This is a genomic window from Pelomonas aquatica (assembly GCF_026712205.1).
Taxonomy (GTDB): domain Bacteria; phylum Pseudomonadota; class Gammaproteobacteria; order Burkholderiales; family Burkholderiaceae_C; genus Pelomonas; species Pelomonas aquatica.
Window position 1 is genome coordinate 245,478 of the sequence record NZ_JAPPUW010000004.1, and the last position, 15,528, is coordinate 261,005.

Genomic DNA, 15,528 nt, shown 5'->3' on the forward strand with positions numbered 1-15,528 from the left:
GGCACCCATCCTGCTCACCCCCGAGCTGATCCGCGAGGCTGCCGACCTGATGCACGCCCGCATGCTGGAATCGGACGAGACGGTCCGCATGGCCGGTCTCAACCCCACCAACATGGAAACCCAGGCCCTCGCACTGGAGCTGGAAGCCGCACAACTGAAGCGTGCTTACGCCACAGGCTCTGCCGAGCCGGTAGAGAACATCCTCCCGAACTGGCTGATGGCCCTCGGGATGGAGGTCAGCGCAGCGGACCCGCTTCGCCCTGCCCTGGCCCGTGAGCTGGTGAAAGCCCGCCTGAGGGCCATCCAGGCTCGACAGTCCCGCCACTCGGGCGAGCTGGTGGAGACCCCGCCGGAGCCCCAGCTCCCAGCCCTGGGCGCCATCCAAGGCACAGCAGAGGTAGCCCAGGTTTCCGCACCGGCCGGCGTGCCCAAGAACCTGCGGGAGGTCTTCACTCGCTGGAAGGCTGCCAAGACCCGCTCACCGGATTCGGTCAACGCTTGCGACCGCTCCCTAGCCCTGTTTGAAGAGAAGTTCGGACACCCACGCCTGAAGGAGATTTCCCGGGCCACCGGGGACGCCTTCCGCGCCCACCTGTTGACACTGGACCTCGCATCGAAGACCAAGCATGACCGCATGACCTGGGTGAAGTCACTGCTGAAGTACGCCCGTCGTGACCTGGAGGTCATCCCCAGCAACCCGTGGGAGGGCCTGGACGTAGCGCACAAGACCGAAAACCGGCGCATGCCGTGGAAGGGCGACCAGCTCCGAGCCTTCTTTGAACTGCCGCTCTTCACTGCCCATGAGCTGCCGAAGGACTCCAAGGCCGCAGGCGCCGCCGCTTACTGGATTCCGCTCCTTGGCCTGTTCACAGGTGCCCGCGTAGGCGAGCTGTGCCAGCTCCGGGTCGCTGACATTGAGCAGACCGAGGCGGGCGCCTTCCTGCACATCACCGAGGAAGCTGAAGGAGCCACGGTCAAGACCGAGGCCGGCCTGCGCTCCGTGCCCATTCATAGCGAACTGGTCCGGCTGGGCTTCCTGGGCTACGTGGATGCCATGAAGGCATCTGCCTCAACGATTCTCGAGTCGCAGCGGATGGTGGGTTTCGTCAGCGGCTCCAAGTCCGCCGAAGCCACCACAGCCCTAGGCCCGCCACACCCAGCGCCGCCAGCGCCAGGCCCAGCAGCACGTTCAGCGTCTCCAGTGCGAAGCCGCCGAGTTCGCCGGTGTGCAACGGATAGATGACGCTGTTGAAACGCGCGCCCGGGTCCAGTTCGCTCCAGCGATCCGTGCGCAGCACGATGCCCGTCTGCGGGTGCATCCAGACCGAGGTCAGGCCGTTGGGGTGCGGGTCGTCGGGCAGCTTCAGCCGCACGCGCACCGGCTTGGCCATGTCGGCCGGCAGCGCGACATAGCCCACCGGCGCACCGTCGCTGCTTGCCGCTGCGTTGGCGACCAGCACGTCCAGCGGTTGTGGCGGCAGTGCCGGGTCGGCGACCCTGACCTGGGGCGGCGCCAGCGGCGTCTGGCCGGACAGCGAGGTCAGCGCCTGCCCCAGCGGCTTCCAGGCCATATAGGCGCCCGTCGCAACCGGCATGGCGATCAGCAGGCCGAGCAAGGCGCCGCCGGTGCGGTGCAGGTCGAAGAGGCCGCGCAGCAGGCCGCGGTCCAGCGCCAGCACGAACGCCTGCTTCCAGCGCTTGGGCCACCACAGCACCAGACCGCCGATCAGCAGCACCAGATAGGTCAGCGCCAACGCGGCCAGCAGGGGCTTGCCGGCGGCGTTCATCAGCAGCGAGCTGTGCAACTCGAAGACGAAGTTGAAGCTGCCCTCGCGCTCCCCGCGCCGCCCCAGTTCGCGGGCGTCGCGCGGGTCGACATAGATATAGCCCTCCCATGGACCGCCGCGCACCATCGCACGAAGGCTTTCGCCGGCCTGGCGCGGCGGCCGCAGCACGAAGGACGCGTCCGGGCCGAACTCGGCCCGCAGTCGCCGACGCGTGCGCTCCAGCAGATCCGGCGCACTGGGGCCGACGGGCACGCTGAACAGCTCGGCATTCAACTGGCGGTCCAGCGGCTTCAGCACGACGAGGCTGCTGCCCAGCAGGGCCACGACCGTCAGCGGCAATCCCAGGGCCAGGGCCGCCCAGCGGTGCAGCTTCAGCCAGAAGCGCCGCATCAGAAGCTGCGCCGCCAGCTGACCGTCAGCGTGCGGCCGCGGCCGGCGAACAGATCGTCATTGGTGCCGGCCGGGTTGGACTGCGCGTAGTAGCCGATGTACTGGCGGTCGAACAGGTTCTCGACGCCGAGGCCGAATTCGCCCCAGGCCGTGCCATAGGTGGCGGCCAGGTCGGCCAGCGTGTAGCCCCCGAAGTGCTCCTCCAGCTTGGAGGTGCCGACGACGCGACCGACGTTGATGTCGCGCGAGGCGAGGCGCGTGGCCTGCAGGCGCACATTGCCCTTGGGCGCGAACTGCCATGCGGCGGCGAGCACGAGCTTGTCCGGCCCCTGCGAGCGCGCGCCGAGCTCGACGTCCAGCGGCGTGTCGGGCTGGGCGGCCGTCTTGCCGCGGGTGTGGGCATAGCTGGCGCTCAGCGTCCAGTCCGCAAGCGGCCTCGCTTCGCCGCTGAACTCGAAGCCCTTCACGCGCACCGGCACGCGCAGCACGCTGCCGATGCCGGTCGCTGCGTCGACGCGGATCTGGGAGCCGAGGGCGGAGCGCGAGTCGTAGACCGAGGCCGAGAAGCTGCCCTGGCGTCCGCGCCAGGCCAGGCCGAGCTCGCGGTTGTCGGTAACGACGGGCTCGAGCGCGATCAGCTTGTCGACGGACTGGCCGGCCTTGTTGACCGCGCGCAGCACGAGGCCGACGTCGGGCACGCCGAAGCCCTCGTTGTAGGAGACGAAGGTGGACCAGCCACCGCCCAGGCGCCAGACCGCCCCGAGGCTCTTGACCCATTGGCTGAAGCTGCGCTCGCCGCCCTGCACCGCGGTGCTCTTGTAGAAGGCCAGCGTCTGGTAGCCGTCGACCGCGAGCTTCGCGCTCTCGCGGCGCGCGCCACCGCGCACGGTGAAGGCGCCGACCTCGTACTCGAGCTGGGCGAAGGGCGCCGTGCTCGTGAACTTCAACGGCGGCACCCAGGTGCGGCCGGTCAGCGCCAGGCGCTGCTGGGAGGTGTCCTTCAGCCAGTCGAGGCCGGTCGTCAGCTCCAGCCCGTCGACGAAGAGATCCGGCCGAACCCAGCTCAGCTTGACGCCCGCCTTGTCGGCGACGACTTCGGACTGGTCGAACAGCCGGCCCTGGGGCGCGATGCTCGTGTCCTGGAAGGTCGTCGCGGCAGTTGCGCCGTACAGGGCGCTGAAGTCCTGCTTGTAGACCTGGGCGTGTGCCTGGCCGCCGGCCAGTTCGCCGTGGCTCCAGTCCAGCGACACGGTGCGCACATCGTTGCGCGGCGGCCGGCCAGGCGGCGTGCCGGGTGCGGCACTGGTCGGCAGCGCCGTCGCGCGGTTGCCGGCGACGGGCTTCCAGTCGCCTTCGCCCGCGACGCGGAAGCGGTTGACGGACAGCTGCAGGCGCTGCGGGCCGAAGTCGCGGCCGAGCTTCAAGAAGACGTCTCCGGCGCGCGAGTCCTGGGTGTCGCCCTGCACGGCCTCCAGCCCCAGGCGCCGGCCATCGCCGTCGACACCGACGCCGCGCAACGTCGCGCCGACGTGCAGCAGTGCGTCGAAGCCGCTCTTGTGTTCCAGCGTGTAGCCGGCCTTCCACAGGGCGTCGTCGCTGTGCCCCTGGGTGCCGTACTTCAGCTCGACGCGCTGGCGCGTGCCGGCCTCGCGCGGCGTGCGCGAGATGAAGTTGATGATGCCGCCGGTCGCGCCCAGGCCCTGGGCAGCCGACGCGCCGCTGATGACCTCGATGCGCTCGATCAACGACGGGTCGGCGAAGTAGCCCTCGCGGGCACCGTTGCGCAGGGGGTTGCTCTGGGGCACGCCGTCGAACAGCAGCAGCGCGGTGCGGCCGCGCATCGACTCCCCGAAGCTCGTCAGCTTCTGGCGCGACGGCGCATAGGACGGTGCCAGCACGGACAGCACCTGGCTCAGGTCCTCGGCGACCAGGGTCTGGGTTTCGATCTCCTGGGCCGTGATGACGCTGACGGCGCCCGGGATCTTGTCGATGGCCTTGGTGCCGCGGGTCGCGGTGACGACGACGCGTTCCAGGGCTGGGTCGGCGGCCTGTTGGGCCAGGGCGGGAAGCGTCGCGGACAGGGCAAGGGCCAGGAGGCTGGGACGCGGGAATCGGGCGGACGAGAAGGGCATCGGAAGGGGGGCGGCTAGGACGAGGGAAGCGTTCAACGCAAAGAACTGTTAAATCATAATGCGAATCGAACTCATTCTCATTACATAAATAACATCCGGGTTGCGGAAGCCTTGGTCCGCGAGTCGGGGCCATTCGGGAAGCAGTTCGCCATCGCCCCCGACGGAACGACGGGGCGTGCCGCAACGGCATCGCGTCGCCCGCGATGCCTGGACCGAGCCGGGCCTGCGGCGAGACGGCCCGACTCCCGCCTGCAACTTGATTCTCGGGATGGACAGCGGCGCAAGGAAGGGCGGCAATCGCGCGCCATGGGTGAAGCCACGCCGTGGGTGCGCCCTGTCAAGCCGCCACGGGCAGCCCGTGCGCGTCAACCTCGCAGCGACGCAGGGAGGCCAGATATGCCGGTCAACAGCAAGGTCCAGAAGAACGGCGCCCGCGATGCCGAGGCCAGCCCAACCCCGAGACGCGGCGAACTGCGGCCGGCGCGCCACCGCCAGCTGGCGGCCAGCCAGTTCCTCCAGGAACTGATCGCCAGGCCCGATCTGATCGCCGCGGTGCGGCTCGGCGGGCCGATCACGCCGGAGGCCCTGCGCCACCCCGGCCAATGGGTGCTGCGCTCGCAGGATCTGCTCTCCTTCCACCTCGAACTCAGCGGCCTGCAGGCCTGGCCCGACCCGGCGGGCGGCCCGCCGGTGCTGGCCCTGGCGGGCCGCGGCCCGGCCCTGATCGGGCTGCACTTCGCGCCCCAGGCGATTGCCGAGCGGGTCTTCTTCGCGGCCTCGCCCGCGCTGAAGTACCAGGATGGACATGTCGACAGCAACACCGACCAGCCGCCGCCCTCGCCGGCTCCGCCGCCGCTGGAACCCCTGGCGCCGCCGCCGATCGGCAGCCGCATCGCCTACCCCAGCCGCCTGGTGTTCATCTTCGACGAGTCCAAGCTGCGCAAGGCCGGCATCTGGCCCGTGCCCTACACGCAGGCCGGCATCCTGCAGGCCTGCCGCGTGTTGACCCTGAACGTGGCGGCCAACGCCCGCTATCAACCGCCGCGCCGCCCCCGCAAGTGGCCGATCTACCGGCGCACGCTCAAGGGCGACGTGGCGGCCGCCCATGCCGCCCTGAGCATGGCCCAGCGCGGCGCCCTGCTGGCCAGCGCCCAACGCAATCAGCAGCTCGCACGGCAGCTCGGCACCGCCGCCGGCACCGTGCTGCTCAGGCGGGCCGACATCCCCTTCCACGATCCCGCCGGCGCTGCCGAGGCGGCTTCGCAGACCGACAAGTCCGCGGCCGGCGCGCAGGCGCCCCGGCTGCCCAGCACCTTCGGCGCGATGGCGCTGGGCAGCGCCGCCGAGGCGATCAGCGTCTTCCACCCGCCGGCCACCAAGTACCTGACCGTGCCAAGGCCGCGCAAGCCGAATGCGGACGAGACCGCGCTCGAACTGCCCTTCCGGCTGCTGATCTCGCCCAATGGGGTGGCCCGCTTCACCCACGACACCCGGCCCGCCGCCTTTGCGCCCACCGGCCACACCGCGCTCTGGCACACGCGCCTGGCGGAATCCGGCGAGGCCGACACCGGCATCCACCAGCCGCTGGACGAGCCCATCCGTGCGATCTGGGCGCGCGGCGGCCCCGAGTCGAACCACAGCGTCTTCACCGACCACTGGCCTGCCGTGCCCGTCGTGCCCGCGCACGATCCCACGCCCGCGCCGCTGTTCCGGCAGACCATGGACGATGCCGACCGCTGCAACATCGCCCACCTGAGCGGCAACTTCGCGCTGCCGGGCGGCCACCACGAAGCGGTCGACTGCCAGCGCCTGATGCTCTCCTCCCTGGGCGGCTGGCTCGACGCGCGCGGCAACTGGGCGGTGCCGAACGGCCTGTCGGTCGAGCAATGGGTGCACCACGCGGCCCAGGCGCGCGATCACTACGTGCGCATCATCTACAAGGGCTATCTGCTGCCCTTCGGCCACCGGGTCTCGCTGGTCAAGGTCAGCGAGCGCTTCTTCATGAACCAGCAGCCGGGCAACGCCGCCTATGTGCTGCAGCGCATGTACTTCATCGTGCGCGAACCGCTGCGCGAGTTTCCCGAAACGAATCTGTTCAAGATGGTCAGCGGCCAGCCGCACTACTTCCACCGGGCCATGCCCTTCCCCGTGGTGCGCCTGCTCACCGAGGTCACGCCCGACATCGCCGACCCCAACCTCACCCAGATCGATTCCAACGGCCAAAGCCTGTTCTGGCCCACCTTGCCGGGCCAGGGCGAGCCGTTCCAGTTCCAGTACGAGGCGACCGACCTGGACGGCAAGAAGATCCGCTTCGGGCTGGGCGGCATCTTCATCGACAACACGCTGGCCAATCCGGCGGGCCATGGCGACCCCATGCCCCATTTCGTCGCCGCCCGCGACGACTGGCTGAGGGCCGACAAACCCGCCCGGCGCACGGCTCTGCTCAACCGCCAGAAGGTGGCGTTGGCCCCGTCGACCAAGCCCGGCGACACCGCCAGCGAGATCGACTCCCTGGAGTTCGGTGCCGAGACCGAGGGCCTGCAGGGCAGGATCAGCAGCCCCTTCATGCGCGCCAGCCTGCTCCAGGCGAACGTGCGGCTGCCCGCGGTGGGCGCGCTCACCGGCGGCGCGGGCAGCAACGCGCTGGCCTACGAGAGCGGCTACCTGGCCCGGCAAAGCGGCTTCGGCCCCGGCGAGGTCTACGCCCGGATCATGGGCGGCCAGGGGCTGGACTTCACCAGCTGCGGCCATCGCTCGGGCGGCTTCGTGCAGCCCAATCTCGCGCCCAGCGGGCTGTCTCGCCTGAAGGGGCCGGTCTCGGGCGACCTGGGCCAGGTCGCGGCGGGGCAGTTCAAGCCCACGGACTTCTTCAGCAGCCTCGCGCCCCTGCTGTTCGGCTGCATCCCGCTGGGCGGCCTGATCCAGGAGATCGCCGGCGATCTGGGCTTCAAGGAGATGCCCAATTTCGTCACCGAGGCCCTGCAGGAGGGCGAGGCGCTCTTCAGCCGGCTGGGCCAGCTCGACAAGCTCGACGACGTGATCGTCGAGCTGGTGCAGAAGGCCGCCCAGGCCGTCATCACGCAGGCGATGCAGCTCGCCTTCGACACCGCAGCCAGGCAGCTCGCGGTGCTGGACAGCACCACCGCGGCACTCCAGGCGCAGGCCCAGGCGGTGGCGAGCGCGGCCGGCAGCGTGGCGGCGTCACTGGGCAGCGCGGGCACCAGCCTGCTGTCCAACCCGGCGGCGCTGCAGACTGCGCTCGATCCGCTGCTGAACGCCCTGCAGACCCTCGCCGGCGCGCTCGCCGCGCGCGACACCGCCCTCGCGATCCCGGGTGCCGACGGCCTCTCGGGCGCCACCATCCAGGTGGTGCGCCAGCAGATCGCCCTGGTGCAGCAGCGGCTGCAGCAGGCGCAGGGCACCTTGGCCGATTTCACGCGAATCCCCGCCGTCGTCACCCAGGCCAGGGCGGCCTTCACCGCGCTGACCCAGGTCCTGGTCACCCCCGATCAGCTGCTGGCCCTGATCAAGGCCGGCACCCTCGGCCCCCTGCTCACCGCGCTGAACACCGCCCTGGGAAGCTTTGCCGGCGCGCTCAAGCCGCTGCAGCTCATCGAGGGGGCGGTCAAGAGCACCCTGCTCGGCCTGATCGCCGACCTCGACACCGTGCTGAGCGCGGTGGACAAGCTGCTGCCCATCCTCGAATCGCTGGTGGGCGAAGAGATCGTCGTGCGTTTCGCCTTCAACCCCACGCTCAAGCCCTTCTCGCTCGGCGGCATCCCGAACCTGTTCTTCCCGCACGATCCCAAGGGCTTCGTGGTGGCGGTCGAAGCCCGCGTGAAGAAAAGCGGCGGCACGCCGGTCGCCAAGGTGCGCTGCGCCCTCACCCACTTCGACCTCAACCTGCTGGGCGACAAGGACTCGGGCTTCATCAAGCTCGAGTTCGAGAAGATCGAGTTCAGCGCCGACTCCTCGCTCAAGACCAATGTCGACGTCGGCTTCTCCGGCATCCACTTCATCGGCGTGCTGTCCTTCGTCGAATCGCTGCGCTCGCTGATCCCGCTCGACGGCTTCTCCGATCCGCCCAGCCTCACGGTCGACGAGCACGGCATCGACGCCCAGTTCTCGATGGCCCTGCCCAATCTCGCCGTCGGAGTGATGAGCCTGACGAACCTGTCGCTCGGCGCCGGCTTCAGCGTGCCCTTCATCGGCCAGCCGCTGTCGGTGCGCTTCTTCTTCTGCACCCGCGAACAGCCCTTCAACCTGACGGTCTCCCTGTTCGGCGGCGGCGGCTTCTTCGGCATCTGCATCGACCCGCACGGGGTGCAGAAGCTCGAGGCCAGCTTCGAGTTCGGCGCGGCCATCGCCATCGACTTCGGCGTGGCCAGCGGCGGCGTGCATGTGATGGCCGGCATCTATTTCAAGATGGAGCCCGACAAGGCCTCGCTGACCGGCTACTTCCGGCTCGGCGGCTTCGTGGACGTGCTGGGCCTGATCTCGGCGTCCATCGAGCTCTACATGGACCTCGTCTACATCTTCGAGGAGGGCAAGTGCATCGGCCACGCCACCCTCACCATCGAAGTGCATGTGCTGTTCTTCTCGGCCAGCGTCCAGATCTCCGCCGAGCGCAAGTTCGCGGGGTCCAGCGGCGACCCCTCCTTCGCGGCCCTGATGGGCCCCGACGACGGCGGCGTCATCACGCCCGCCACGCAATACGCCTGGCGCGACTACTGCGAAGCCTTCGCCTGAGGAGCCCGAGATGGCCAAGCAAAGCATCATCTGGACCGTCCTGCCCAAGGGCCTCGACACGCGTGGCGAGCTGATCGTCTCGCTGGTTCCCTCGTTCCGGCTCACGCCGCAGGCGCCCGACGAGCAGGTCCTCGCGGCCTTCCCCGATCTGCTCGACTGGCCGGGCCGCCTGGCCCGGAGCCGCTTCGCGCTGCGCGTGGGCGCGAGGGCGTTCGAGCTCAAGCCGGTCAGCACCCCGGGCACCGACGTGTGGCAGGAGGTGTTTCCGGCCCGCCTGCCCGTTGCCGGCTACGCCTACAACGACTTCTCGCGGCAGAACCTGCGTTCCTTCCCGGTGCGCACCGTGGTGAGCTATCTGCACACCCACTACGGCGAACTGGCCGAGGCGGACGGGCTGGATCGGCCCAGCCTCTTCGGCCCCGGCAGCCGCCTGCAGGGCATGCTGGCCGAGATCGGCATCGGCCGCCTCGGGCGGCAGCGGGGCGGCATCGGCCGCTGGTTCAGCGACGGCCGCAGCAAGGAGACCGGCGTCACCGAACTCGAAGCCAGGCTCGACGAGCTCTACTTCAGCGACCAGGGCGTGGCCCCGCCCACGGTGGTGGGCATCGACGGCAGGCCGCGCGACAACGGCAGCAGCTACGTCAGCGCGCGCAAGCTGCGCCGCGCCCTGCCCGCCAATCTGAGCGGCGCGGCGGCCGGCCAGTTCCACAGCGACAGCGAGTACGCCCTCTACCAGGCCAACCGCTTCTATCAACGCCCCGAGAACGCCCGTCCCTACAGCGCCCTGCCCGTCGCCGGCTCGGCCAGCGCCCCGGTCAAGGCGCCCGAGTTCGACTTCCACCGCATGGCTGCGAGCTTTGCCGACGCGCCTTCGGTGATGCGCCGGCTCGGGCTGGTGCTCGATGCCGTCGTGGTCGGCAGCCGCGAGCTCGTCGACCAGGCGGCCGGCCTGCCCGGCCATCTGCTGCGCGCCACGATGACGCTGGAAGTGGCCCACCCGGCCTACAGCGTCGGCACCGAGGAGAGCCTGCCTTCGACGGCCTTCTGGCTGACGCCGCGCCGCTTTGCCTGCGACACCCGCACCGATCGCCATCGCGCCGGTCTGCTGCGCCTGGGCGGCGCCCGGCCCATCGGCACCCAGGCCCAGGAGCTGCAAGGCAAGGACCGCGGCTTCGCCCTCACCGCCGTCGACCCCGACGGCGCCGCGCTCAAGACCGTCGGCTTTGCGCTCAGCCTGCAGGACCATCTCGCCAAGGTCGCCGATGCCGGCGACCCCGGCACCCTGAGCCGGCCCGGCGAGCTCAGCTACACCACCAGCCAGGGCGAGAGCCTGGCCGCGCTGCGCAGCCAGGGCATCACGCTGGTCGAGCACGGGCGCGCCGGCCACGTCGCCGACGACGCCATCGCCTCCAGCCTGAAGAACGACGCGGTCGACGCCCATCAGGGCCACAAGATCGTCTGGTTTGCCGAAGACGTGCTGCGCGGCTACCGGGTCGACATCTTCAGCGAAGCCGGCGGCGAGTGGCGCTCGCTGTGCCAGCGCCTGGCGCGTTACGGCTGGACCGCCGGCCACGCCGCCGCGCCCGCCCTCGACGAAGCCAGGGACGAGGGCTACGTGAGCGGCGCATCGACCACCAGCAAACCGGCTGCCGAGCTGCCCCCCGGCGCCACGCAGGACCACTATCTGCACGAGGCCCTCGTGAAATGGGCCGGCTGGAGCCTGGTCGCCCCGCGGCCGGGCCGGCGCATCCGCCCCTTTCCGGACAGCAGCACGCCGCCCGCCGCTCGCGCCAAGCTGGGCCTGATCCAGGAGGAAAGGGTCGACGAGCAGACCGCGGCCGACACCCACCCTGACGGCTCGCCGGTCACCCGCGACGTCAAGGCCGCCCCGGGCAGCCTGCCGCGCCTGCGTTTCGGCCAGGCCTACCGGATGCGCATGCGCCTGGTCGACCTGGCAGGCAACAGTCTGGCTTTCGACGACGGCTCGCTGGACAAGCTCGAGGAGGCCAGCGAACCCATCGCCTATCTGCGCTACGAACCGCTGGACCCGCCGGTCCTGTCCCTGCGCGGTCGCGTCAGCGAGGGCGAGTCCCTCGAGCGCATGGTCATCCGCAGCAACTTCGGCCAGAGCTGTGCGAGCTATCTCGCGGGCGCCCCCTATGCCGGCAACCTGCCCACCGACAGCGGCTTCGCCTATGCCGCGGTCAACGAGCGGCATATGGTGCCGCCCAAGACCAGCCAGTCCATGGCCGAGCAGCATGGCGCCTTCGAGACCGCCATCGGAGCGGCAGCCACGCCCGCCCAGATCGCCGACGCCTACGAGCTCATCGCCGCGCTGGAGGCCGGCACCCTCTACGACGGCGGCGCCGCGGTGCAGATCGTCACCCCGCCCAAGGACGGCGCGGTACCGCGCTCGCCGGCACGCGACCTGGCCGTGGCGCCGCCCGAGGGCTTCCGCCTCGCACCGGGGGAGTACCTGATCCACACCGAGGCGGCGCTGGCCACGCCCTATCTGCCCGACCCCATCGCCGCGGCCGTGGCGCTGCGCGGCCTGCCCGGCGTCTTCGCCGAGGCCGTGATCGATGCCGCCGACGAGGTGCGTGCGGTGCGCATCCCGGGCAGCGAGGAGTGCGTCGTCATCGTGCCGCTGTCCGGCGCCTGGCCCGGGCGGCGGGGCCTGCGCCTGGCGGTGGCCGAGCATCCCGATGAGCTGTCGGGCTTCGACGGCTGCGCGGTGGGCGCCCAGTTGCCCGACCGGCTGCCGACCTGGGACTCCGCGGCGCGTGTGCTGACCGTCTACCTGCGCAAGGGCGAAGTGGCCCATGTGCGCTACGCCAGTGCGATCGCTCCGGAGGCGGTCAACCAGCTCGCGATACCGCGCCTGGCGGCCACCCCCGCCAAGGTGGCGATCCAGAGCGTGCTGGGCGCGCACTGGATGATCACGCCCGACCGGCCCCTGACCCTGGTGCATGCCACCCAGCAGCCGGTCTGCGAACCGCTGTTCGAGCGGCTCAACCCGATGCGCAACCCTGGCCAGACCTGGGCAGAGCTGCGCCGCACCTTGGTGCGCTACCACGCTCGCTCCACGGCGCAGCTTGAGGTGCTGGCCGCGTGGCTTGAGTGGCAGGACGACCCGAGCCAGCCCGCCCCGGTGCGCCGCGCCTTCAGCGCACGCCTGCCCCAGGTCGACATCTCCTCGCCGCCGCTGCGCAGCCAGGAGCCCGCCAGCGGCGTGCTGCTCGAAGCCCTCGGCAGGGGCGGCGCCGAGGCCGCGCATGCCCACATCCGCCACGAGTTCGGGGACCACAAATTCCGCCTGGTGCAGTACAGCCTGCGCGCCAGCACGCGCTTTGCCGAATACCTGCCGGCGTCGCTGCGCGAGGACCCGGCCCAGATGATTCGCGTCGGGCCGGTATTCGCCGGCCGCGGCTTCGACCTGCCCCCCAACTACGCCACCCAATATCCCGACCCGGCTGCCTTGCCGCCAGCCGCCCTGCCGCCCGACGTCGAACTCGGCGCGCCGCTGCTGGACGACGCCGGCCCCCCGCGGGCCGGCAGCGCGGTGCCCGCCAGCCGTCGCCCCGACGCACCCAGGATCGCCTATGCGGTGCCCACCTTCCGCTGGGAAGAGCACGGCACGAGTTTGGCCGAGGGCATCGCCTGCATCCGCCGCGGCAACGGCCTGCGGGTCTACCTCGAGCGGCCCTGGTTCTCCAGCGGCGAGGGCGAATTGCTGGGCGTGATCTGCGGCACGTCGGACCCCAGCCGGCAGCGCTTCGACCAGCTGCAGCCCGAACTGGTCGGCCTGGTCTCGCAGTGGGGCCAGGACCCGATCCTCGACAGCATCCGGCCGCGGCCGGTGATGCACCCCGGCGCCTTCAGCGCGAGGGTCGCCGACTTCAGGCTGTGGTTGCCCGAGGCCTCCCATGACATGGTGGTGGCCGCCCACCGGGTGCACTACGACTTCGAGCGTCGCCTCTGGTTCGCCGACATCGAGATCGACGCCGGCTCCAGCTACAGCCCCTTCGTGCGGCTGGCCCTCGTGCGCGTACAGCCCCATGCCCTGCAGGGCTGCGCGCTGTCGCCGGTGCAGCACACGCAGTACGCCCAGTTGCCGCCGACACGCGAGCTGCATCTGTCCCGGCTCGATCACGGCCGCCAGTCCGGCGTGGCGCTTCGGGTCTTCGGCCCGGCGCCCGAGATCGGCCCGGCATCCGGCCGCGGCGAACTCGTCGGCCGGCTCGATGCGGACCCGGGCCTGGCCGACGCCTTCGGCCCCCTGCTCGGCTACGACCGCGGGCGCAACCGCATCGAGCTGGTGGTGCAGCACCAGACCAGCGGCCTGGCCACCGACCTCGATTGGGCAGACCTCGCCGGCGTGCCTCCGCTCGGCGGCGAGGCCAGGCCAGGGCAGATCGCGCCCGGCGGCCCGCGGCGCGCCGTGGACGCGGCCGCTGCCGGCCAGGGTTTCAACGTTGCGGCGTCGGCGCTCGGCACGTCGGCGATCTCGACCGAGATCTTCCAGGCCGGGCTGCAGAACCTGCATCTGCTGCGCAACGACCTGCTCTTCAGCGGCCTGATGGCCTTGCCACCCATGCCCGAAGGCCAACGCTGGCGGCTGATGCTGCGGGAGTACGAGCGCCACTTCGGCGACTTCAACGTCACCGACCAGACGCCGCTGGGCCGGGTCACCCGCCCGGGCGTCGCCGAGCGGCTCGTGTTTGCGCGGGAGTTCTACGTGCTGGGCTACCGGCCTTGAGGACGCGCGCCGCGGCGGCCATCCACCGCTGCGGATGACGCTTGCGGGGCGCCGGACCGCGTCCCGCGTTCGGGTGACGGCAGGGTCGCAATTGCATCGGTTTGTGAGCCCGCCCGGCGCGACACCGGGCCGCGACGCCCCAGGCGCCGAGGCCCCGGCGCGGCTGAGCGGCCTCGCCATGCCCCTCCGCCCTGCAACGCCCATGTCACCGCGCCGTCATCGCCGGCAACAAGCATTGGCACAGCCCTGACGTGCAGTTCGTTCCCGACCCGCCGCGTCGCCCGACCCGCGTGAATGCCCTGGACGCGTCATCGCTCCCGCCGCCAACGTCACACCAGGAGAACCTCATGAAGCTCGCTCTCGCCGCCACCAGCCTCGCGCTGGCCAGCCTCGTCTCCGGCGCCTTTGCCGGCGAAGGCGCCACGCCGCACGGCGTGCCGCATCTCGACCATGTCTTCGTCGTCATGATGGAGAACCACGGCTACGGCCAGATCGCCAACAACCCGAACGCGCCCTTCATCAACAGCCTGGCGCGCTCGGCCAATCTGTCGGCGAACTATTTCGCGATCGCCCACCCGAGCCTGAACAACTACCTCGAGGTCGTCGGCGGCTCCAACTTCGGCGTGCTCAGCGACAACGACCCGGACTGGCACAACGCCGCCTGCGCGACCAACCTCGCCACCGGCGTGGCCAACACCGACAACCCGCCCAGCCCGGCGATCTGCCCCATCTACGGCGTCGGCACGGATGCGGCCGTCGTCGCGATCGACACGACCAACGAGGCCAGCGGCGCGCCCGGCACGATCAACATCGACGGCGTGCAGTCCATCCCGGCCATGTCGGGCGTCAGCGGCATCAGCATCGCCGACCAGCTCGCGCGCATGGGCAAGAGCTGGAAGAGCTACCAGGAAAACCTGCCGCTCGAAGGCGCCGACCGCATCAACTACAGCGACGGCGTCTACAGCAACCTGACCGACTTCACGAAGATCACGCCGGCCCTGAACCCGCCGCTGACGAGGGCCAACATCGTCAAGCAGTACGCGGCCAAGCACAACCCGTTCGTCTACTTCCGCAGCGTCCAGGAGGGCAGCGACCACAACCTGGGCTATCGCAACATCGTCGGCTTCGATGGCGAGCGCGGGCTCTATGCGGACCTGGCCGCCGGCCATGTGCCCAGCTTCTCCTTCATCGCGCCCAACCAGTGCAATGACCAGCATGGCCGCGGCAACGCCGGCGCCTTCTGCGCCTACGACCCGACCGACAACGGCAGCCAGGCCGGCCTGAACCCGGCGCTGATCCAGGCCGGCGACGTGGCCGTGCGCAAGATCGTGCAGGCCATCCGCGCGTCCAAGGCCTGGAAAAACGATGAACGCCGCAGCGCCATCGTCGTGCTGTGGGACGAGAACGACTACAGCACCGTGCCCAACACCAACCAGGTGATGCTGATCGTCGACACCAACTACGGCGCCCACGGCGTCGTCAGCAGCAGGCGCTACAACCACTTCTCGCTGCTGAAGACCATTGAGGGCGCGCTGGGCCTGCCCTGCCTGAACCACGCCTGCGACGCGAGCGTCGACGTGATGTCCGACCTGTTCGCGGAAGGCCGCCGCTGAGCCGCCCCGCGCCTCAACCCCATCCCATCCACCCGGCCGGCCGCGCGGTCCGACGCTCCGCGCCGGCCGGGCCCTGCACGACATCCAAGGAGAAGCTC

5 protein-coding genes are annotated in these 15,528 nt (G+C 70.5%); 3 read left to right on the forward strand and 2 right to left on the reverse strand.

Annotation, left to right across the window (positions count from 1 at the left end; translation table 11 throughout):
* Nucleotides 1-1,106 precede the first annotated feature (1,106 nt).
* Together NYP07_RS06195 and NYP07_RS06200 are read right to left on the reverse strand one after the other, a co-directional pair.
* Complete coding sequence (locus tag NYP07_RS06195) at nt 1,107-2,177, reverse strand: PepSY-associated TM helix domain-containing protein (protein ID WP_268148518.1); 1,071 nt, start codon at nt 2,175-2,177, stop codon at nt 1,107-1,109.
* Nucleotides 2,177-4,309 (reverse strand): TonB-dependent receptor, encoded by a 2,133-nt coding sequence (locus NYP07_RS06200; protein WP_268148520.1) that lies wholly within the window; start codon nt 4,307-4,309, stop codon nt 2,177-2,179. Before NYP07_RS06200 ends, NYP07_RS06195 begins: the two co-directional genes overlap by 1 nt.
* A 396-nt stretch (nt 4,310-4,705) precedes the next feature.
* Here NYP07_RS06200 and NYP07_RS06205 point away from each other — a divergent pair, with 396 nt between their 5' ends.
* The 3 genes from NYP07_RS06205 (at nt 4,706) to NYP07_RS06215 (ending at nt 15,430) form a co-directional block, all read left to right on the forward strand.
* Nucleotides 4,706-9,058 (forward strand): hypothetical protein, encoded by a 4,353-nt coding sequence (locus NYP07_RS06205; RefSeq protein WP_268148522.1) that lies wholly within the window; start codon nt 4,706-4,708, stop codon nt 9,056-9,058.
* Between the two features lie 10 nt (nt 9,059-9,068).
* The gene (locus NYP07_RS06210) at nt 9,069-13,817 is read left to right on the forward strand and encodes a hypothetical protein (protein WP_268148524.1); all 4,749 of its coding nucleotides are present in this window, start codon (nt 9,069-9,071) and stop codon (nt 13,815-13,817) included.
* Between the two features lie 347 nt (nt 13,818-14,164).
* The gene (locus NYP07_RS06215) at nt 14,165-15,430 is read left to right on the forward strand and encodes an alkaline phosphatase family protein (protein ID WP_268148526.1); all 1,266 of its coding nucleotides are present in this window, start codon (nt 14,165-14,167) and stop codon (nt 15,428-15,430) included.
* The last annotated feature ends 98 nt before the right edge of the window (nt 15,431-15,528 follow it).